At 44.5% G+C, this 19,728-nt stretch carries 19 protein-coding genes; 16 read left to right on the top strand and 3 right to left on the bottom strand.

Going from position 1 to position 19,728, the window contains the following annotated elements; genetic code table 11:
• Positions 1-73: 73 nt before the first annotated feature.
• Positions 74-706: a TetR/AcrR family transcriptional regulator gene (locus tag MRY86_RS01570; RefSeq protein WP_293563449.1), complete on the bottom strand. Its 633-nt coding sequence runs from the start codon at positions 704-706 to the stop codon at positions 74-76.
• Between the two features lie 144 nt (positions 707-850).
• Between MRY86_RS01570 and MRY86_RS01565 the strand changes: the two genes are divergently transcribed.
• From MRY86_RS01565 to MRY86_RS01490, 16 genes are all read left to right on the top strand, one after another.
• A complete protein-coding gene (locus MRY86_RS01565) occupies positions 851-2,092 on the top strand; it encodes a type 1 glutamine amidotransferase domain-containing protein (RefSeq protein WP_293563448.1) in 1,242 nt (413 codons plus the stop codon).
• A gap of 325 nt (positions 2,093-2,417) precedes the next feature.
• Positions 2,418-3,209, top strand: coding sequence for a hypothetical protein (locus MRY86_RS01560; RefSeq protein WP_293563447.1), 792 nt, complete (start codon positions 2,418-2,420; stop codon positions 3,207-3,209).
• Positions 3,210-3,414: 205 nt separating this feature from the next.
• Complete coding sequence (locus tag MRY86_RS01555) at positions 3,415-3,936, top strand: TetR/AcrR family transcriptional regulator (protein WP_293563446.1); 522 nt, start codon at positions 3,415-3,417, stop codon at positions 3,934-3,936.
• Positions 3,937-3,945: 9 nt separating this feature from the next.
• Positions 3,946-4,545 (top strand): hypothetical protein, encoded by a 600-nt coding sequence (locus tag MRY86_RS01550; RefSeq protein WP_293563445.1) that lies wholly within the window; start codon positions 3,946-3,948, stop codon positions 4,543-4,545.
• A 22-nt stretch (positions 4,546-4,567) separates the two neighbouring features.
• Positions 4,568-5,047, top strand: coding sequence for a (2Fe-2S)-binding protein (locus MRY86_RS01545; RefSeq protein WP_293563444.1), 480 nt, complete (start codon positions 4,568-4,570; stop codon positions 5,045-5,047).
• A 4-nt stretch (positions 5,048-5,051) separates the two neighbouring features.
• The gene (locus MRY86_RS01540) at positions 5,052-7,202 is read left to right on the top strand and encodes a molybdopterin cofactor-binding domain-containing protein (protein WP_293563443.1); all 2,151 of its coding nucleotides are present in this window, start codon (positions 5,052-5,054) and stop codon (positions 7,200-7,202) included.
• Between the two features lie 37 nt (positions 7,203-7,239).
• Positions 7,240-7,620 carry a hypothetical protein gene (locus MRY86_RS01535; RefSeq protein WP_293563442.1) on the top strand — a complete coding sequence of 127 codons (381 nt, stop codon included), beginning with the start codon at positions 7,240-7,242 and terminating at the stop codon, positions 7,618-7,620.
• A gap of 281 nt (positions 7,621-7,901) precedes the next feature.
• Positions 7,902-9,665 (top strand): sulfatase-like hydrolase/transferase, encoded by a 1,764-nt coding sequence (locus MRY86_RS01530; RefSeq protein WP_293563441.1) that lies wholly within the window; start codon positions 7,902-7,904, stop codon positions 9,663-9,665.
• A gap of 102 nt (positions 9,666-9,767) precedes the next feature.
• A complete protein-coding gene (locus MRY86_RS01525; RefSeq protein WP_293563440.1) occupies positions 9,768-10,325 on the top strand; it encodes a hypothetical protein in 558 nt (185 codons plus the stop codon).
• Positions 10,326-10,575: 250 nt separating this feature from the next.
• Positions 10,576-11,250, top strand: a complete 675-nt coding sequence (locus MRY86_RS01520) for a hypothetical protein (protein ID WP_293563439.1) — start codon at positions 10,576-10,578, stop codon at positions 11,248-11,250.
• A 596-nt stretch (positions 11,251-11,846) separates the two neighbouring features.
• Positions 11,847-12,650, top strand: coding sequence for a nuclease A inhibitor family protein (locus MRY86_RS01515; protein WP_293563438.1), 804 nt, complete (start codon positions 11,847-11,849; stop codon positions 12,648-12,650).
• Positions 12,651-12,682: 32 nt separating this feature from the next.
• Positions 12,683-13,906 carry a hypothetical protein gene (locus MRY86_RS01510; protein WP_293563437.1) on the top strand — a complete coding sequence of 408 codons (1,224 nt, stop codon included), beginning with the start codon at positions 12,683-12,685 and terminating at the stop codon, positions 13,904-13,906.
• Between the two features lie 136 nt (positions 13,907-14,042).
• On the top strand, positions 14,043-14,630 hold the full coding sequence (locus MRY86_RS01505) for a Crp/Fnr family transcriptional regulator (protein ID WP_293563436.1): 588 nt from the start codon (positions 14,043-14,045) through the stop codon (positions 14,628-14,630).
• Positions 14,631-14,708: 78 nt separating this feature from the next.
• Positions 14,709-15,566 (top strand): alpha/beta hydrolase, encoded by an 858-nt coding sequence (locus MRY86_RS01500; RefSeq protein WP_293563435.1) that lies wholly within the window; start codon positions 14,709-14,711, stop codon positions 15,564-15,566.
• A gap of 353 nt (positions 15,567-15,919) precedes the next feature.
• Positions 15,920-16,675 (top strand): type 1 glutamine amidotransferase domain-containing protein, encoded by a 756-nt coding sequence (locus MRY86_RS01495; RefSeq protein ID WP_293563434.1) that lies wholly within the window; start codon positions 15,920-15,922, stop codon positions 16,673-16,675.
• A 24-nt stretch (positions 16,676-16,699) separates the two neighbouring features.
• Positions 16,700-17,083 carry a hypothetical protein gene (locus tag MRY86_RS01490; RefSeq protein WP_293563433.1) on the top strand — a complete coding sequence of 128 codons (384 nt, stop codon included), beginning with the start codon at positions 16,700-16,702 and terminating at the stop codon, positions 17,081-17,083.
• Between the two features lie 121 nt (positions 17,084-17,204).
• On the opposite strand, the gene MRY86_RS01485 is transcribed toward MRY86_RS01490, so the two are convergent.
• Both MRY86_RS01485 and MRY86_RS01480 read right to left on the bottom strand, forming a co-directional pair.
• The gene (locus tag MRY86_RS01485; protein WP_293563432.1) at positions 17,205-17,984 is read right to left on the bottom strand and encodes a LytTR family DNA-binding domain-containing protein; all 780 of its coding nucleotides are present in this window, start codon (positions 17,982-17,984) and stop codon (positions 17,205-17,207) included.
• The gene (locus tag MRY86_RS01480; RefSeq protein ID WP_293563431.1) at positions 17,965-19,005 is read right to left on the bottom strand and encodes a histidine kinase; all 1,041 of its coding nucleotides are present in this window, start codon (positions 19,003-19,005) and stop codon (positions 17,965-17,967) included. The genes MRY86_RS01485 and MRY86_RS01480 overlap by 20 nt, the downstream gene beginning before the upstream one ends.
• Between the last annotated feature and the right edge of the window lie 723 nt (positions 19,006-19,728).

The raw sequence follows: 19,728 nt of genomic DNA, 5'->3' as shown, positions 1-19,728 counted from the left end.
AGAATCAAAGTTCCAGTCATGAAACGGCTCAGGTAATCATGCATGTTTTAATTTAGCCAAGCTTCGATTCCTTTCAGCTGGTGGAGTTGTTTTGTAAAAACCCGTTGATCTGATCGTATTCCTCTTTTCCCTTTTCAGTCAGATAGGGGAGAATCATATGCCAAGTCATATCAACGATATCCATTGGTTTTCCGAATAGAGTGCCAGGCGTGAATATCTTGCTCTGCAAATTCCAAAATGCGCATACCATCCATACGTTATGGATCAGGTAGTCATAGTTGATCCCTCCGCTTTCAGGGATCATCCGGCCGGTCTCTATGTAATGTTCAAAAAGCGCCCTACCATGTTTTAAGCGCCTCAAATTGGATCCTTCATATAATTTACCCACCTCGGGGAAATTGTGAAGAATGAAAAACAAGTCTTGGAAGAAGAAACTATGCTTGTGCATAAATTGCTGGAAGGAGCCAATGATCTTTCTGAAATCATGCAAAGTCATGTAGCCTTCCAGTTTGATGAAATCTTGCGAATCCGTATCCATCTGCTCGTATACCTCCTTCACTAAGCTAGCCTTGGTCTTGTAGTGGTACGTCAAATTGCCGGTGCTAATGCCGAGTGCAGCGGCTATTTGATTGGGTGAAGTGGAGGATATCCCTTGCTCGTTAAATAGCTCAATCGCCTTGTTAAGGATCTTTGTTTTAAGCTTCATTACAATAAATTAGTACTTTAGTGCTAATTATATAAAATAATTAGTACATTAGTGCTGTCGTTCGGTGTTTACAAGGAACACTAGCGATCAAAAGTAAGTTCGATCTTTGATAAACTAGGCATAATGTCTACCAAATAGAATATTATGAAGCGTTTTATCCTGATTTCTGCTTTACTTGAGTTATTGGCTGGTGGCGTTTTGTTTTTCTCCCCTCAGCTAGTCCCCGATCTTGCTGCCGGGCCAGGGAGCCATATGGCCATGGCGCGGATGTTCGGGGCAGCCGCCTTGGGCTTGGGGGTTTTTGCTTTTAATGCATGGTTAAATGATGACAATGCCATATTGGTCAAGGCTTTTCTTTCTTCCTTTCTGATTTTTAACTTGGGCGCATTCATATCGATTGCAGCCAGCTTCATCGCTGGGGTTTTTGCAAGTCCCGCGGCCGCTATTTTGCACCTGTTATTAGCTGTTGTTACAGCTTATTACTGGTTCAAAAACAATTTGGCGGACGCGCCTAGAGCAAGGAAAATAGCGCTCGCAGCAGGCATTGTTGTAGCTACTGTAGGGATATTGGCGTTGCTGTTACCCAGTATTTTGCACCAAGCAGGCCTGCATCCAGATTACGCCGAGTCCGAAACCTATGACTTAAGCGGTCGAAAAGCTCTGATTATTACGACGAGCCATGGGGTATTGAATGCCGCTGGTGAGACTAGTGGTCAGGCTACTGGCGTTTTTGCATCAGAAATGACGGTCCCTTACTACGAGTTTTTGGACGCAGGTATGGAGGTAGATGTGGCTAGTATCGAAGGAGGGGAGATACCGATAGATCCGCAGTCGTTCTACTATATGCTGAAAACTAAAGCAGATCGCCGTTACCAACGGGATGAAGACTTTCAGGCAAAAGTCCAAAACTCCTTGAAAATTGACGATTTGGATTTCACTCAGTACGATGTCATTTGGATGGCTGGTGGATGGGGGGCAGCCTACGACTTAGGGCAATCGGAAGTATTAGGGAATAAAGTAAGTGAGGCTTATTACGCGCAAGACCCCATCATAGGCAGCGTTTGCCACGGTGCATTAGGCTTTATACAAGCAAAGGACACCGTGGGTAATTATTTGGTTACAGGTAGGACTATGACGGGAGTGACCGATAAACAAATTAAACAATTTGGTATCACTTTAACCCCTCTCCACCCTGAAGCAGAATTGCGGAAGTTGGGGGTTGATTTCAAAAGCCAAGCGGGGAACATGGATTTCATGCAAACGTTGACAGTCGTTGATGAAGAAAGAAGGTTTGTGACTGGGCAAAACCAAAATTCTGGACACGAGACGGCACAAAAGATCATGGCAATCCTGTCGGAGAACTCCTCGAGTCCAGTTTTGGATTAAAGATTCCTACGGTACGTTGGGTAGGGTGAAGGCTTAATCCTGTCCATCATGGTTTGGAGTGTAAGCACTTTTATGTCAAGCTAGCACGAGGCCAAGATACCATTGAAGTTCAGCCATTACATATTGCAGACCTTGACGATAACGAGAACAACATAGATTTATGTATCAAAGAAGCTGAGGTTCCTAATGCTGTCAGGGTAGATGCAAATATTGCCATTGACCCTAATGATGACTTAGAGATGCTAACATCGCATCTCTTAAACCCAGTAACTGAAAGGGAGGTGTTGAGTAGGTGGTAAGCAGCTCCAACTAAAAAGACAGACTTATGCTAGTAGTCGATACAATTTCAGACGCAAATAAATTTGGCCAGACATGGAATCATTCCTTAGGCTGGGCACTTTCGGGTATAAGGACAAGAGCGATCCTAGCTCGTATTCCTCTTGTTTCTTCCCTGATACCTAGAAGTTTGTTATCCTATGTCGGGAAAGATTTACAGGTGAATGGGCTGCTAGTGCACGGAGGTGGGCCCATGCACGTTGGTGGGACTATTGAAGACGAAAAGTACTGCCATAACCCTTTGGATTTAGACCCGAATGATCCATATTTTATTGAAAAAACCTCTGGTGGCCTTAAAAGATTAGGTCACAGGGATTTTACCTCACTTTATCCTGACAAGATCATTGGAAACTTTACTTCCGTGAATCGCATGCTAACCAATATCTCTCAAGATTTTATCGCGGCTACGATGGATCGTCTGGTACTTCCAGATCATAATCATAAACAAAGCATTGAATCCTATCTCACTGCTGTCCAAGAATGTAACAAATTAGAAGGGAAGGTCATTCTAGAGCAGACTGCAACATTTGCTTTCCGGTCTGCTAAGAACCCAAAAGAATGGTATGAGCCTACAACGGATACCATACACGGTGTCATGTTTTTCGAATGGGGGGTGAAAGGTCAAAAGTTCAAAGGAGCGATCACAGGCGGTACCGGGAAATATGCAGGGGCAACAGGCGAGTTTTACCGAGAACGGTTATTGGCCCCAAATTTTGCCGGTGCAGAAACTTTCCGGATTACGTTCCCTGATTTAGAAAAACCGGATTATTGGCCGAAGTAAATAATGAGTAGCTTCGCTTTATGCGTGGTTGTAAGTACTTGACTGCCAAATTGAAGGCATGGACGCCTGCGTGTCAAGCCAAACTAAACTAGGCAAAGTGAAAAATTATGCGGGAAACTACACTCTTTTTAAATTTTGAGGATTGCATCTATAGACTAGAATGCATACTTTTGTAAGTGAGTACTTACTCAATAATAAGACTAAAGTGACAGAAAAACAGCAAAAGATACTAGCCGTGGCATTAGAGCTTTTTGCAAAAGAGGGCTACAATGCGGTGCCTACGAAAGCAATAGCCGAGCAGGCTGATGTGTCGGAGGCGCTTATATTCCGGCATTTCAAGAGCAAGCAGGGGCTGTTAGATGCACTCTACCAACAGTGCGGAGAAAGGGTGCAGTTTGTTAAAAATAGTGTGCTTGAGGCAACTGAGCCAAACGAATGCTTGAGGAGAGCTATCCATTGGGTGTTCACGATTGATGAAGAAGAATACGATTACTGGAAGTTACAGTACAAGCTCAAGTGGGAGGATTCATTTTACGATCCGAACAAGATGAAAGATGTGATTGATAAAGTCACTTGGGCTTTTGAACAACTTGGATACGAGCAGCCAGCCTTCGAGGCACAGCTTTTAGAAAAGACACTCGATAGCGTCATGATCAGTATGCTGAGGGATGGGAAGCAGGTGCATATACACCTAAGGGAGTTCTTATTGAAGAAATACTCATTATAAACTTGGAATATGAATGTCAAATTATTGTACCTGCTGCTTACAGCCCTGTTCGTTGGCATATGCTGGGTGTTTGCTAATACAGAGATTAAAACCGATAGCCCGCCCCTAGTGCAAAGAGAGATGGAAGATACCCCATTTGATAAAATGATGGCGGTACTTACCCACAAAAGATGTATCAATTGCCACCCTTCAGACAATTACCCTCGGCAAGGAGAAGATAGCCACGTTCACAATTTTGGAGTCCGGCGTGGCGAGGATAACCACGGTGTAGCCGCACTGCGCTGTGAGTCTTGCCATCAGCACGAAAATAATAATTTCTCAGGTGTCCCAGGCGCACCAGAATGGAGCCTTGCCCCCAAGAGCATGGCTTGGCAGGGGCTTACAAGAGTGGAAATCGCTAAGTCTATGCTGAATCCCGAAAATAACGGAGGCAGAACGCTGGAAGAAACGGTACATCACTTGACCGAACACGAATTGGTACTTTGGGCCTGGGAGCCAGGGATTGATGCCAATGGAAATCCGCGTGAAAAACCGCCCGTTCCAAAGGATGAATACATAAAAGCAGTGAAAGCCTGGGCAGCAGCAGGGGCTAAAATACCCAACGAATAATTGAGCACCTAAAATTAAAATCATGAAGATTGCATTCAACATAAATGGCCAGCCGCAGGAGGTAGATGTGGATGGTAACACTCCTTTGTTATGGGTAGTACGGGATATGCTGAACTTAAAAGGCACAAAATTTGGCTGTGGCAAAGCTGCTTGTGGTGCCTGCACGCTGCATGTAGACGGTGAAGCTATCCGCTCCTGTTCTTACGCGGTCAAGTTTGCGGAAGGTAAGAACATTACAACCATTGAGGGCTTAGGGACCGCAGAAAAGCTGCACCCCGTACAACAGGCTTGGATGGAGGAAGTGGTGCCACAGTGTGGTTACTGCCAGCCCGGGTTTATGATGGCAACTGCAGCCTTACTCGAAAAAGTGCCCAACCCAACAGACGAAGATATTGACAATAATATCGTAAATGTCTGCCGCTGCGCTACTTACTACCGTATGCGAAAGGCCATTCACCGCGCTGCCGAAATCAATCGATCTGCTAACTCCATAACCCAATAACATCATGAGTGAAAAGAAAAAATTATCGCGGCGTAAATTCTTGGTCCGAGGGGGAATTGGCACTATTGGAGTAGTAGCGTTAGGGACTTATGTCTTCAGGAATCCGATGCGTAGAAAGGTATACGAACTGTCAGAGACGGTAGTGCCTCCTTATTCAGGGGCAGGGACCGAGGCTAATCTGTGGTTCGAAGTCACAAAAGACAATCAAGTCGTACTGTATTCCCCGAAGGTAGAAATGGGGCAGGGGGTGTTTACGGGAATTGCACAAATTGCTGCAGAAGAGCTGGATGTTGCGGTTGAGCAAATACAGGTCGTCGCAGCTGCTACAAGTACGGGAGTCATAGACGGATTGAGTACAGGCGGAAGCCTATCTATCGCTTCTTTGTGGCAGCCGCTGCGCGAAATGGCGGCCACGCTGCGCGAAATGGTAAAAGGCGAAGCGGCCAAGAAAATGGGCGTGGGGACATCAAGCTTGACGACGAGCAACGGCGTAGTATCAGGGGGGGGCAAGGAGATGACCTTTGCGGAGGCCCTAGAAGGCGTTGTGGAATGGAATTTGCCAGATACCCCAGAATTACGGCCCAACAGGCAGTACAAATTTGTAGGCAAGCCTGTCAAGAGAGTCGACTTAATGCCTAAGATCATAGGGGACCCAATTTTTGGAATGGATGCAGAGATGCCTGGCATGTTGCACGCTTGTATCATTCGTAAAGAGCATATTGGCGCAACACTGAAAAGTGTGGATACTAGCAAGGCAGAGCAAATGCCTGGGGTCGTCAAAGTGGTGAAAATAGATGACTGGGTAGGGGTTGTTGCAAAATCTTTCCCCCAAGCATTAGCTGCAAAAAACAAGTTAGACATTGAATGGGATATCCCCAAGAAGTGGACGGAAGCAGAAATAAAAGATATGCTGCAAGTCGGCAAAGGCAACGAAATGATCACCCAAAAAACAGGCAGTGCCTTAGACCCGGAAGAAGAGGGTGTGGTGTCCATTGAGTTTACCAGCCCTATCGGTGCACACGCCCAGATCGAGCCAAATGGAGCAGTAGCAGAAGTCAAGGATGGGAAAGCAACGATCATTATGTCGACTCAAGTAGTTGCCCTCACACGACAGCAGGTTGCTGAAGCATTGGATTTGTCGGAGGAGGACGTAAATATTATACCCACTTATCTGGGTGGTGGGTTTGGACGGCGTCTAGATACACGCCATGCGATTGAAGCCGCTCGACTTTCGCAAGCGGTAGGGAAGCCGGTGAAATATTTCTTCACCAGAAAAGAAGAATTCCAGCACGATCAGTTCCGTCCGCCTACCCATCACGTCATGCGGGGCAAGTTGAATGAGGACGGGTTGCTAGAAGGCTTAGAGCACCACTATGCAAGTGGGGATGTCGTTATAAATGCGCCTTTGTTCCCTGCTGCTATGAACACCGTGCTCGGAACAGACCTCGGTGCGATGCGAGGTGGAAATATTCAGTATGACAAAGTACCGAGCCATAGAGCGGTGCAATGGCATACGACCTTGCCTTTTGCGACAAGCTCGTGGAGAAGTCTGGGGCTGCTCGCCAATACTTTTGCGATTGAAAGCTTCGTGGATGAAATGGCGATTAAAGCGGGTAAGGATCCGGTAGCGTTCCGCTTGGCACACATTAGCAATGAGGGTAATGGCAAAAGGCTTAAAGCGGTGATTGAAAAAGCTGGAGAATTTTACAAGGACGGTGTGACCAACGGCCGGGCGATGGGTATAGCTACCTCCATCGATGCAGGCTCTCCTTGTGCACAGGTGGTAGAGCTATCCATTGAAAATGGTGAAATCAAAGTGCATAAAGTTACTTGTGTGTTCGACTGTGGGATAGCCGTCAATCCGGACCAAGTGAAAGCACAGTGTGAAGGCTCCATCATCATGGGGATGAGTGCGGCGATGCACGAAAAAATGACCATCAAAGATGGTAAGCTATTTCCTACCATCTATGGGCCTTACCGGATGGCTTTGATGCGTCATGCACCAAAAGAGATTGACGTGATCTTGATTGAAGGGGCGGATAAACCGCTTCCGGTAGGAGAGCCGCCTTTAGGGCCTATTGGAGCCGCGGTAGGAAATGCGCTGAGGAGATTGACCGGTCAGCGTCTGACGGATCTTCCGATGGGCTTGGCTTAGAGTACGTTTATGATTATTAACAATAAAAAACATCGAAATGAATGTATTAAAGGTTTTACTGCTTTCCTCCTTCTTTTTCGTTGGGATTACCCATTCTGTCAATGCTCAAAGTGTTTTATCGCCAGAACAACAAGAAAAGCTTGTAGAGAATGTCACGACGTTTATTAATGACTTGAATCTATCAGAGCAGGATAAGCCTGCATTCAGAATGATTATTGAAGACTTTTTTATTGGCTTAGTAGCGCTAAAGGCTACTAATTTCTCAGGGAGTACCAATAAGAAAATCTTTAACGCTCTTGTCAAAGGCAGAGACAGTAGAGTGAAAGATTTACTAAGTAAGGAGCAATACAAGGTATATAAATCACAGATCAAAGAGACAAAGGCGAATCTCATTAACTTTATGAGAGAGCAAAATTAAAGGTCTCAATTTTGATTTGCTGTTGATTCGGCAGGTTTGAGTGGTTTCTTTTACTTGGCTAGGTTTTGTTAAAGGTTGGCTCTGAGAGTAGGTGCAATTGTATGCCTACAGGATTGCTCTCAGAGCTAAACTCAATGGGTTTTAATACTTCTTCTTTTTAGTTTTTCACAAACTTCAAAGTGTAAAATCAGTAGAGATGGCTTACACAATTTTTAGGTGTGGTAGCGATACTCGTCGTTATAGCTATCTCGCTGCATTCAACACTTGAAAATCAATTTAAAATGAAAACATCGATTTTTAGCAGTCTACTGTTATTGCTGGTTGCTTTCTCCTTGACAGCACAGTCAGCCGATAGCAGCGCGGTCAAACCCAATATCGTACTTATCTTGGTAGATGATTCGGGCTTAATGGATTTTGGGGCTTTTGGCGGCGAAGCTAATACACCCAATATCGACCAATTGGCCGGTGATGGTATGATGTTCACCAATTTTCATAGTTCTCCGGTTTGTGCGCCATCAAGGGCCATGCTTGTGACGGGTACCGATAGCCATTTGGCAGGAGTGGCGAATTTGCCAGAGTTTTTGCCAACAGAATATCAGAATGAACCTGGCTACGGTGGTGAACTTAACAACCGGGTACAGACTGTAGCCACTCGCTTAAAAGAGGTGGGGTACCGCACCTACGCTACTGGAAAATGGCATTTAGGGCACAATGAAAATACCTTGCCCTATTACCGAGGCTTTGACCGAACTTTTATTTTAGGGGGGTCTGGTGCCAACAATTACGAAGCAAAAGGGTATTTGCCCATGAAACCGGTAGCGCACTGGTATGCGGATGGAAAAGAAACCCATCTGCCGGATGACTTCTATTCATCAAAGGATTACATTGAACAAACGATCGCTTTCCACGAAGCCGAAGATGATAAAGAGGCGCCATTCTTCTCTTATATCTCTTTCCAAGCGATTCACGCACCCTTGCAAGCGCCTAAGCGTTTTGTAGAACCCTACCTTGAAGTGTATAAGGAAGGCTGGGATGTGCTTAGGCAAAAGCGGTTTGAAACAGCAAAGGAGCTGGGGATCATCCCCGCTGATGCTGCTATGAATGGCATGTTTCCACAGTTTAAAAAATGGGAAGAGCTATCAGAAGAGTCAAAGGACGCCTACATAACAGATATGGCAGTCGTTGCAGGCATGTTGGAAGCAATGGATTTTTACATCGGCCAATACATCAATTACCTGAAAGAAAAGGGGCGATTTGAAAATACTATTTTCGTCGTCACCTCTGACAATGGCCCTGATGGAGCCGACTACAAAGGCAATCCTATACTGAAAAAGTGGCAAAAAAAGTTCGGCTACCACACGGATAAAGACCGAATGTACGAAAGTATGTACTATGGCAGCATAGGTCCAGAATTTGCTCATGCTCTGGCTTCTCCTTTTTCTTTCTTTAAGTATTACACAGGAGAAGGCGGTATACGCACCCCTTTGATCCTATCAGGAAATAACATACCAAAGGGGCAGAAAACCAATACCTTCTGCTTTGTTACTGATGTTGTGCCTACCATCCTGGAGTTAGCAGGTATGGAACCGGTCAGCAATAAAACGTATGCTCCCATCACGGGTAATAGCTTAATGCCCCACATTAAAGATTCTTCAGTGCCGGTTTACCGTGAAGATGAAGGGGTTGGCTTGGAAGCGGCTAACAGTTCGGCTTATTTTCTGGGAGATTACAAGATTGTGAAGAACAACATACCACTGGGCGATAACAAGTGGTATATGTACAACCTTAAAGTCGATCCGGGAGAAACAAAAGATATTTCTGGTGCCTACCCTGAGAAGTTCCAAGCGATGAAAGAAGCATACGATGCTTATGCCAAGACTGTGGGCGCCATTGAAATGGAGGAAGGGTACTCTGCAGAATCAGTGGTGGCAAAAAAGTCGGCTGTAACCATCCTCAAAAACAATGCGATTTATATCGTGGGCGTGCTACTGTTGATTGTAGGAGCTATTGTATATCTGGTAAGAAGCAGGAAAACTAGTAATTAAATCAATCAGCCTGATGCGTTGAGTAGTCAGTATGATAAAGGATAAATGCATACTGTCTCTTGACGCATCAGGTTTATTTGTCTCTTTTCTAAATCTTATTCGATGAAAAACTGCCTCATATTTATTGGGATTTTAATTTCAAGTATCCATTTATCCGCCCAGCACGAAGGACATTCCAAAGCTGAAAGCCAAGAACATGAAACGACTCACGAAGGTCCTGAGCACAAATACAAAATGGCATTAGCCTTCGGATACAACCACATTCCAGACGGTTTTGAGGAAGGAGGAGAAGAATCTGTGTTTGCGCCCAGTATAGGCTTAGATTTTTTCTATGCTTTAAATCATAAATTCGCTCTGGGCATGGTCGCTGATTTAGAACTGGCAGAATACGCCGTTGATCTCAATCGGGAAAGCCTGGAACGTGAACGGGCATTTATACTGGCTATACTTGGAGCCTATGAAGTCTTACCCCATTGGGAATTGCTGTTAGGGGGAGGGATCGAATTAGAAAGGCATAGAAATTTAGGGGTAGTAAGATTCGGTACTGAATACGAAATAGACTTGGGTCAAGGATGGATCATCGGGCCGTCTTTGTTTTTTGACATCAAAGAAGAGTTTAATGTATGGGCTTTTACGGCCCTCGTAGGAAAACGGTTTTAGACCATTGCTTAGACTATGTTTGGAGCTTGGTCCTATTGTAAACCAGGGACTTATGAACCCCGAAGAAATGAGGGGCGGGCTCTGGCGTCATCTTTTTTAGCTTATTTGGCCCTGACAATAAATGTCTGGATGTAAACTCCCGCCAAACGCGCCAAAAAAGATTTAGCCAGAACCACAATTCCTTGATTTTCATAACGAACCCGCTCCAAACATAGTCTCTTAGATAAAAATCAGCTTTAAAAATAGAGTTATGACCAAACAAGTATCTGTATTACTATTATTGATCTCGATTGTATTGGGTTGCACCCCATCGACTAAGCTTACAACATCAATGAAAGCACCGGATGTTGCCCCAAAGCAATTCAACAAACTAGCCATACTAGCCTTTTTGCCCGATATCTCGAACCGGGCTACGGTTGAAGCGGCGGTGGAAGAACAACTCCGTGCACAAGGTATTAAGGGTAGCGTTACCTTTGATTTGTTCCCTCTGGCAGGAGATAAAGAACTGATCCAAAAAATGGGATTAGATCCGGACAGCATGAAGGAAATTGTCCGCAAAAAAGTCACAGAGAACGCTATAGACGGCTTGTTGACCATAAGCTTACTAGACGCCAATCGGGAAGAGCGGTATGTCGAAGGTTCCAATTTTTCTGTAGGGGTTCCTTTGAATGCGGTTGACCCAGCTTATGGGTATACTTACTACGATTACTATCATTATGCCTACACCACCGTTTCTAAGCCTGGATACTATATTCAATCCTCAACCTATTTTTTTGAGAGCAATCTTTACGATATTGCCTCCGAAGCGCTAATTTGGACCGCCCAAACAACTACAAAAGACCCAGATTCTGTTGAAAAAGAAGCCATGGTCTTCGGGAAAATCATCACGAAGGATTTGCTGCGTAAAAAGGTAGTAGCAAAATAACGGGCCGAAATGAAATAGCATGAGATTTCTAATACCGCTGATTCTTCTTGTATTTGGGGTAGGTTTCATCAATGCACAGGTGGAGCGTGTATCTGTTCTTCCAAATATTGTGATGATCTTAATAGATGATGCCGGCTTAATGGATTTAGGGGTATACGGGGGAGAGGCTTCCATGCCTAATATTGATGCTTTGGCGCAGCAAGTAAGGACTTACCAATCTTGGGTGGTTAGACTATATGCAATACGAAGTGGTCACCGACGATGAATGTCGGGCTTACAGTCCAGACATTCATCGTCTGGGTCGTTGATCCAGACATTCATCGTCTGGGATCTTGGATTTGCGACATCGGCCACTGACGAAGCATAGCTTGTCAGGACAGGCGCAAGCCATTTCCCAGCGTAAATGCTGACCTGTCTGCCGAAGTACCAATACACAGGCAGGCATTGAGCAGGTTTGCTGTGGCAAACCACTTAATCGTCAGTATATAAGCTCAAGTTAGATTTGGGTAGTGAGCATTAATGCCAAAACCCTATGCTTCATTTAATCTACAATTAATATTAGTGTAGTATATTTAAATCTTACAAACACCGTCCAAATGGCCCGACTCGCAAAGCAAAAAGTACACGCTGCTTTAGAAAAAGCAGCGGCAAACATTCTAAATGCTGCCGGCGGCGACCCCATCGTCAGCCGAAAAGATATCCGCCAAAAGCTCAAAACATTAGCAGGGGTAGAGCAGCAACTCACCAGCGTTTTTTACCGCTTCATGGATCGCCGGGATGCCAAACCGGGGGCGAGGATTACCAAGAAAGATATTGACGAGACCTTGGCTTATGCAAAAGAGAAGCTGGTCGATGCCTATGACGTAAATAACAATGGCCTTTCCACCGCTGAGATCGCAGAAATGTCATTAACTGCCCGCCTGGCCGTTCGGTATGCCATTTTACAGGATCAGGCAGCAGAAGCGTTTACCACCGATAAGCTCTACGATAGTCTCCTCGAATTAGGGGATGACCTTTATTTTCCAGCCTGGGCAAATGAAGCGGATGCCTACTTATCCATTTTCCGGCAAGACGCCAATCTGCAAGAATTGACCCAAGAGAATTTTAGTTCCGCACTGGGCCTGGATCCATCCAATCCAGTAGAAGCCATTCAGCTATGGCATCAGGGCAGACCTAATTATGAGTGGATATTTGAGCTCTACGAGGCCTACGAGCAGCTGTCGGCTTTGGAGTCGTTCAAAACACTTCATCTGTTTATGGAAGAACACCTCACTCACATTACGCATATCGTCGTCGGACAAGATGGAGCACGACCGGATTCGGAGTACCCCGTCTACTTTGTGGGCTTAACCCCCGAAGGGGATATCCTTGGATTCCAGACTATTACGATTTGGACATAGACAGCTCCAAAAAACAACAATAACCATCTATCATGTCGAATTACTACGCCCTCATTGACGGCAAACGCTATGACGCCTCCCTGATCAATAACGCGATATTCAGGGCCCGCGGCGCAAGGGACGGACAAATATCTGTTCAGGATGCCCAGGATCTTTGGCTACTCGCCAAGGATGGAGGACGGGTCACGGAGATTGAAGAAGATACGATGGCCTACCTGCTAACCGAATTCGACTGGACGGATGCGGCAAAGGCCTGGTTAGACAAGGAGATGTCTATCGAGATGGACAAAATTAAATCCTACTACAGGGTAATTGATGGTCTGCGTTACGATCGAAAAATCCTGGAGGAAGCCGACCGGCGGGTAGCGGGCAGGGGAGACGGGCGGATTTCGGTGGATGATGCGGAGATGCTACTGCCAATGTTTGGAGACGTCGGCGATGTCACTATAGTGGAGGAACGCACCTTGGAGTACATACTCGCCAACTACAAATGGACTTCTGGGGCTAAAGAATGGTTGCTGGAAAAAGTAAACCGAATTAGCAAACAGTCTAGCGTAGAACCATTGCTCCTGCATATTATGCAGTCCGAGTACGGCTTTCAAAAACTGCCTTTCGCTTACTATAAACCGGAGGCCCTTCAGCAAATGCTGGATCATGAAAATAAGGTGAGCCTGCCGGATGCATTGCGAAAAGCTTTGGATAGCCTTTTGGAAGATACCAGCGAAAAGTCTTTCAGAAGCATAGGCTATTCTTCTGAACCGCCTAAAGCGTTTCTGGAAGGAGGGCGGCTCGTACTGCTTCCCGGGGATATCGCTTCCGAACCGGCCCTGAGTAGTTTTCCCACTCCGAGCCGGGGGGAATCTATTCGTGAAAACTGGATCTTTGGGCTTGAACTGTTTGACCTGACCGACGATATTTTTTGGGTAATCGTTCCCAGGGATGGAAGCGGCCCGGCTTATAACTATATTGGCGGCCCCAATATTGGAGATATCTACCACATCGTAGAAGAGGATACTTATTTCACGATCATGGTCAAATCCTGTGATGAACCCTATCCAGGTATCACTGTAGAGATTCAAGATCCCACTGGAAAATACATCGTTGGAAAAAGCGATGCTAATGGCAAGGTACTCATCATTGGTCCCGCAGGAAATTACTCCATCTATGCTTCTGATGGGTGGAGCTACCAATCCAAAAGCTTTCAATGGGATGGGGAGGGTAAAGATCAATCTATGAATGTGGTGTTGGATTGTTAATGCTTAGGTAGAAAAAGGCAAGCCGGAGTCTTACCTGAAAAAGATAGCGAGGCTTTCTAACGCAGTACAGGATGAAATTTGCCGCTCGAGCCAAAATTGATGGGATTTTTAAACATACTCTTTATACCCTTCTGAAATGGCAAATCTTGAGATACTACAAAAAGCGTTTAAAGATTTCTCCGGAATGTCCGAAGAAGCATTCAATATATCTTCGGAATTCTGGCATGAAAAATCTTTCGAAAAAGGCGAACTCTTCAACGGGTATAAGAGCGTATGCAAAGAGCTGGGATTTGTGATAAAAGGTACTTTTCGCTCTTATATCATAGACCCAAAGTCGGCAGATGAAAAGAACGTATTCTTCTTTTCCAAAAACGGATTTGTTACCGCCTACAAAAGTTTCGTGAGGCAGATCCCTTGCAATTATTACACCGAAGCCTTGACCGAGGCGCAGATCGTCTACATCAATCTCTTTGACCTCAGAAAGCTGTACAAAGCATCTCATGAATGGGAGTGTTTTGGACGCCTGACTGCTGAAATGGCAGCGAATATTGTAATTGATAGAGTTGAAAGCTTTTTGTTGAAGTCGCCAGAAGAGCGGTACCTTGAACTGATCGCAACACATCCTGAACTTCACGAAAAGGTCCCGCTTTACCACATCTCGTCTTACTTAGGAATACAGAGCCCTTCGCTTAGCCGCATAAGAAAAAGAATTGCAGGTAAATAATGATTTTAACTTGGGTTAAGGAAACTCACCATCACCTCCTTCATCTTTGTATTGCAATTAATTATCAAAGCAAGCAAAATGAAAACGGTAATTCTCTTTTTGATGGCAAGTCTATTGATTGTCGCACAAACAATTTCTCAAACAAAACCTGATGGTGAAATGAAAAAGTCAATTGAATCCAAGTCAATCGTATTTATCCATGGCCTCTTTTTAAATTCAGGAAGCTGGGCAGAATGGAAGTCTTTCTTTGAAGAAAAAGGATATACTACTTATGCCCCTTCTTACCTAGGGCATGAGGGTGATCCCGCGAAACTCAGGGAAAAGGCACCAGAAAGTTTAGGCCAATTAACTTTCTCGGAGGTAGTCGATCAGATGGAAGCATTTATTAAAACCTTACCGGAGAAACCCATTTTGGTGGGCCATTCAATGGGGGCGTTAGTTGCTCAGAAGCTAGTGGAGAAAGAATTAGCAGAGGCTGCAGTAATCATCAGCAGCGCACCGCCCCAGGGAGTAATTACGACAAAACTGAGCTTTGCCAAATCCAACCTCGGCCTACTTAATCCCTTCAAGGGCAATTCTGTGCATTACCCAACTAAAAAGTGGTTCCATTACGCATTCACGAACACCCTGTCAAGGGAAGAATCGGACCGCATCTTTGAGCAATACGTTGTACCTGAGAGCAGAAACATCCCCCGTGAAACCTTGAAAAAAGCTGGAAAGATTGATTTCAAAAAGCCGCATGTCCCTATGCTTTTCCTTTCCGCAGAAAAAGACCATATCATTCCCGCTTCGTTGAACTCGAAAAACTTCAAGCGTTACAAAGACAGTAACAGCATCAGAGAACATAAAATCTTTGAAGGTAAAGACCACCACTTTATTGTTGGATCAGAGCACTGGAAAGAAGTTGCAACATACGTACACAGCTGGATAAACTAAGGAACTAAAACTTCCATGACTGAGCGAGAGCACAGGAAGTTTAATTCTGGACTAGTCTTCGGCCATACGATTAGTGCCAAGGGCACTAATCGTATGGTTTTACACTGAATACAGGAGAAGTGGTTATGGCTCAATTTGCGGGCATGATGCCGAATTTCGAGTACAGTCATAACCACAACTCTTTGGTTATCAACTCTCGTTTGCTCCAAACATACACTAAGTGAGTTATGGGTGCTGACAGGTATGAATAAACAGCTCGATCAGTAATATCATTTAGCCTTTTCTTGATATCCTTAAGTTTTCCGAATTCGCTTGAGGCAATTTTGCAGTATCAATAATTGAAATCAAGAAAAATGGAAAAGGTTATCAAACGACATGCGCAGCATGTGCTGCCTAAGAAAAGGATACTGTATGTGGTATCTAATCCAGCAACTTTGTTGGGTTTTCCTGTAGGTTTTTTTGCTGAGGAGTTGACTCGCCCCTTCTTTGACTTTATCCAAAAAGGATACGAAGTAGAAATCGTTTCGCCTAAAGGGGGTAAAGTTGAATTTGATGGCTTCTCTGACCCTGAAAACGAACAAACTATTTACCCCAATGACTTGGTGACCATCGGCTTTAGCCACCACAAAACGTATGGCACGCTATTGGAAAGTACCAAGTCTGTTACAGAGGTCAAGGCAAGTGATTATGATGCCGTTTGTGTTGCCGGAGGTGGTGGGCCATTGGTGACCTTCAAGGACGACCGCAACTTACATCAGCTCATTGCTGACTTTTATGAACAGGGCAAAGTTGTGGGCATGCTGTGCCACGGGACTTGCCTGCTATTATGGGTGACCTTGAGTGATGGTTCATTGCTGGCCGACGGAAAAACCTGGACAGGGTACTCGGATGCTGAAGAGGAAATGAATAATGAGGCCGCAGGCGGTATTAAAATCAACGAATACACCATTGAGACGGAAGCCAAGAAAAACCCCAATACAACTTATGAGGCTGCTGGGCCGCTAGAACCATTTGCCATACGTGACGGAAGGTTGATTACAGGTCAGCAGCAGCATAGTAGTGCTTTGTTTTCAGATTTAGTAATTGAAGCCTTAACGGAATCAAAGTAATTAACACCAGCATAAAATTCTGTCATGAAGACGTTACTATTAATTGCAGCGATCATCAATTTAGCAGTCGCCATCATCCACACCATTATCGGAGAAAGTGATATTGTTGCTCCACTCTTAGCTACAGATGCACCGGATACGGTTCGATGGACACTTCACGCTGCGTGGCACATGATTTCAGTCGTACTATTCTTATCTGCGCTTACACTTTTCTATCTAAGCCGCAAGGGTAAAGATGACCCACGTAGCATGGTTTTGTCAAGATATATTGGCATTCAGTACCTGGCTTTGGCAATGGTGTTTGTGGTAACAAGCGTGGGATACGGAATATTCTTTCCGCAAATCGTCATGCTTGCACCAATTGGAATTTTAGCTATTTTGGCAAGTAGAGCAGCTAGTAAAACATGATAGCGTGACAGTAGTGTCTAAATGAATCTATTGTAAACGCAGTCAATACCATCCTGGAAACGGAAGGGAGGTTAGTTATTTATTATTGCTGAGCTTCAGGATCCTTCAGAATGGAATTGTCTCAGAGGTTATTTTTACCAGTATCATCCAGCCATACCTTTAGCTTGGAGGCATTGGCTTTGCTGACAATAATCTGATCCTTTGCCTTGGGCTGTAGGTTGACGACCAATCTGCCGTTAAAGTAGGTTTGAAGGGATTGAATAGCGGACCGCTGTATCAAATATTGACGGTTGGCTCTGAAAAACATTTCAGGGTCCAGGTCGTTTTCCAAATCTTCCAGCTTTTCGTTAAAGCTGTAGGTCTGATTATCTGTAGTTGTACCTCTCACGACTCCATCCTGTATAAAAAAGAAAGCAAAGTCCCCGGACGCAATGGGGATGAAGGTGTCCTTTTTTTGAACCAGGAATGAACTTCTAAAGGCTTTTTTCGGGCTGTGCATCAGGCGCATGAGTGCTTCCATTTGTTGGGTGGAAACAGGTGCTTTCTGATGGTGGTCTTTAAATTTATGGATCGCCTTTTTGAGTTCTGCCTCCCGGATGGGTTTCAATAAATAATCAATGCTATTAAATTTAAAGGCCTGGATCGCGTATTGGTCGTAAGCCGTAGTAAAAATTATTGGCGCTACCGGTTCCACCTCCCGGACAATCTCAAAAGAGTTGCCATCTGCCAAATGGATATCCATAAAGACAAGGTCATACGCTTTGTTTGCCTTAAAAAAGGCAATGGCATCCGATACCGTTTCGATCGATTCCAAAATTTGGATATCAGGTGCTGCAGACTGTAGTAAGAAGCTCAGGTTATCTGCCGCTGATTGCTCATCTTCAATGATTATGGCCTTCATTTTTCAGTATGGGTAATTTGACAGTAAAATAGTTTTCATCCTGATAGATTCGGATGTCTCTCTTTTTTAAGAGTTTAAATCGTACAGACAAGTTGAGCAAGCCTAATCCCGTTCCTTCGGTTGCATCCCTTCTTTTATGAATCTGGTTTCGAATGATCAAATCCGTCCCATTCGGATAGATTTCTAGTAAGAGGGGTTGATGGGTTGAAACGATATTATGCTTGATGGCATTTTCTGCCAGCAGTTGCAGCGAAAAGGAAGGAATGGATTCCTTTTTCCAGCTTTCGGGGATTTGGACATCTACCTTGAATTTTTCACCGAACCTCTCCTTCTGCAGAAAAATATAGCTTTCCAGGTATTCCAATTCATTTTGAATCGGAATGAAGTCATTTTCGCTTCTGAGTAAAGTAGCTCGTAACAGCCAGGATAGCTGATCCACGAAGGGTAGGGCACGATCGGATTTAGTACGGATCAACACCGTTAGCGAATTTAATGCATTGAATAAAAAGTGGGGATTGATTTGAGATCGCAACGCTTCCAACTGATGCTGTAAGGCACTCTGTTTGGCCTGTTCCTTTTCCCGAATGGTCTGTTGTTGTTGAAAGCTTAGATTGACGAAGCGGGCCAGTAACAATAAGATAGGATGAACGACCAAAAAATCGGTTGTTATGATCGCAAGGACATGCCTGTTTTCAAAAGAACCAGATAAGAAATTCACCATTACTAGAGTGGTGGTGATGACTCCCAGGATGAATATCCCAAAGTTGATGCTGATATTGAACACCTTTCGTCTTTTGAAGGTAGCGTTCCATTTGTTTTTCCAGATAATATTAAAACTCAATACTAAACAGGCAAAAACAAAAAATAAAAGCATCCTTAGCAGAACGGCTTCGATGGTCACTCCAAAGTCCGCAGCTAAACCCTCGCGGTCTGCCAATACCAATATTACGCGCTGAAAGTGCATCAAAATGGTGATCGCCAGTGCGCCGAGGATGATTATTTTGGTCTTGTTTTTTATCATATATCTACCATCTGGTTCTTACTCAAAAAGTAAATTAGGCATTTTAAAGCCATTGAGCCATAGGTAAAGTGTGACTTAAAGGCTGTTAATTCCAGAGACTCTTAGTATCAGCATTCAAAGCTAAGAGAAGTTTTGCGGCTCAACTTGTAAAATCAAAGTGAACTCACCTGGCAGGACTGTGAATCGACTTTTTTGGCAGGTAAAGTGGGCGCAAACCAGATTGTCGCGGTATGCTTTTTGACTCTTTTAGGTTGTAAAGTGCGACTCCGCTGGAGTCGGCACAATGGTTTTAAGCTCATAGTTACGGATGTACGACCCTAATGGGGGTGCGGATGTTAGTAAAAAACAGCTCTTATCGTTTAATTGACGCCGCTATTTTTCCAATCACTTCACCTGCTGCTAAGGAGGCTTCGCTTTGCTCCCAGGTCACTTCATTCCAATTTCCCTGAAGACATACGGTGCATCCCTGTAATTTTAAACAAGTCAAAACATCCAAATTGAAGAAAGCATCATGAAGAACCTATACCGTTTGGTTAACGGACCAATAGCCTGAAATAAATCAATAAAAAATTGCAACAATGAAAATAAATATACTCAATTTTAAGGCAATATTGATCACCTTGTTGGGTGTGTATAACAAATTGCACAAGTTAGCTATCTTTAAAGTATGAAGAAGCCAACCCCCACCCCGAGCGAGCTAGAACAAGTTGCCGACGAGATACT

This window comes from Phaeodactylibacter sp. (assembly GCF_022763345.1).
Taxonomy (GTDB): Bacteria; Bacteroidota; Bacteroidia; order Chitinophagales; family Saprospiraceae; genus Phaeodactylibacter.
Note: the sequence above shows the minus strand (reverse complement) of the source record. Positions and strands in the feature narration are given on the sequence as shown.

Excerpts from the sequence above, each read along its gene's own strand:
- MRY86_RS01500 (WP_293563435.1), top strand. The coding sequence starts at position 14,709 with ATGAAAACGGTAATTCTCTTTTTGATGGCAAGTCTATTGATTGTCGCA.
- MRY86_RS01510 (WP_293563437.1), top strand. The coding sequence starts at position 12,683 with ATGTCGAATTACTACGCCCTCATTGACGGCAAACGCTATGACGCCTCC.
- MRY86_RS01535 (WP_293563442.1), top strand. The coding sequence starts at position 7,240 with ATGAATGTATTAAAGGTTTTACTGCTTTCCTCCTTCTTTTTCGTTGGG.
- MRY86_RS01505 (WP_293563436.1), top strand. The coding sequence starts at position 14,043 with ATGGCAAATCTTGAGATACTACAAAAAGCGTTTAAAGATTTCTCCGGA.
- MRY86_RS01525 (WP_293563440.1), top strand. The coding sequence starts at position 9,768 with ATGAAAAACTGCCTCATATTTATTGGGATTTTAATTTCAAGTATCCAT.
- MRY86_RS01570 (WP_293563449.1), bottom strand. The coding sequence starts at position 706 with ATGAAGCTTAAAACAAAGATCCTTAACAAGGCGATTGAGCTATTTAAC.
- MRY86_RS01480 (WP_293563431.1), bottom strand. The coding sequence starts at position 19,005 with ATGATAAAAAACAAGACCAAAATAATCATCCTCGGCGCACTGGCGATC.
- MRY86_RS01560 (WP_293563447.1), top strand. The coding sequence starts at position 2,418 with ATGCTAGTAGTCGATACAATTTCAGACGCAAATAAATTTGGCCAGACA.
- MRY86_RS01550 (WP_293563445.1), top strand. The coding sequence starts at position 3,946 with ATGAATGTCAAATTATTGTACCTGCTGCTTACAGCCCTGTTCGTTGGC.
- MRY86_RS01520 (WP_293563439.1), top strand. The coding sequence starts at position 10,576 with ATGACCAAACAAGTATCTGTATTACTATTATTGATCTCGATTGTATTG.
- MRY86_RS01540 (WP_293563443.1), top strand. The coding sequence starts at position 5,052 with ATGAGTGAAAAGAAAAAATTATCGCGGCGTAAATTCTTGGTCCGAGGG.
- MRY86_RS01485 (WP_293563432.1), bottom strand. The coding sequence starts at position 17,984 with ATGAAGGCCATAATCATTGAAGATGAGCAATCAGCGGCAGATAACCTG.
- MRY86_RS01565 (WP_293563448.1), top strand. The coding sequence starts at position 851 with ATGAAGCGTTTTATCCTGATTTCTGCTTTACTTGAGTTATTGGCTGGT.
- MRY86_RS01545 (WP_293563444.1), top strand. The coding sequence starts at position 4,568 with ATGAAGATTGCATTCAACATAAATGGCCAGCCGCAGGAGGTAGATGTG.
- MRY86_RS01495 (WP_293563434.1), top strand. The coding sequence starts at position 15,920 with ATGGAAAAGGTTATCAAACGACATGCGCAGCATGTGCTGCCTAAGAAA.
- MRY86_RS01515 (WP_293563438.1), top strand. The coding sequence starts at position 11,847 with ATGGCCCGACTCGCAAAGCAAAAAGTACACGCTGCTTTAGAAAAAGCA.
- MRY86_RS01530 (WP_293563441.1), top strand. The coding sequence starts at position 7,902 with ATGAAAACATCGATTTTTAGCAGTCTACTGTTATTGCTGGTTGCTTTC.
- MRY86_RS01490 (WP_293563433.1), top strand. The coding sequence starts at position 16,700 with ATGAAGACGTTACTATTAATTGCAGCGATCATCAATTTAGCAGTCGCC.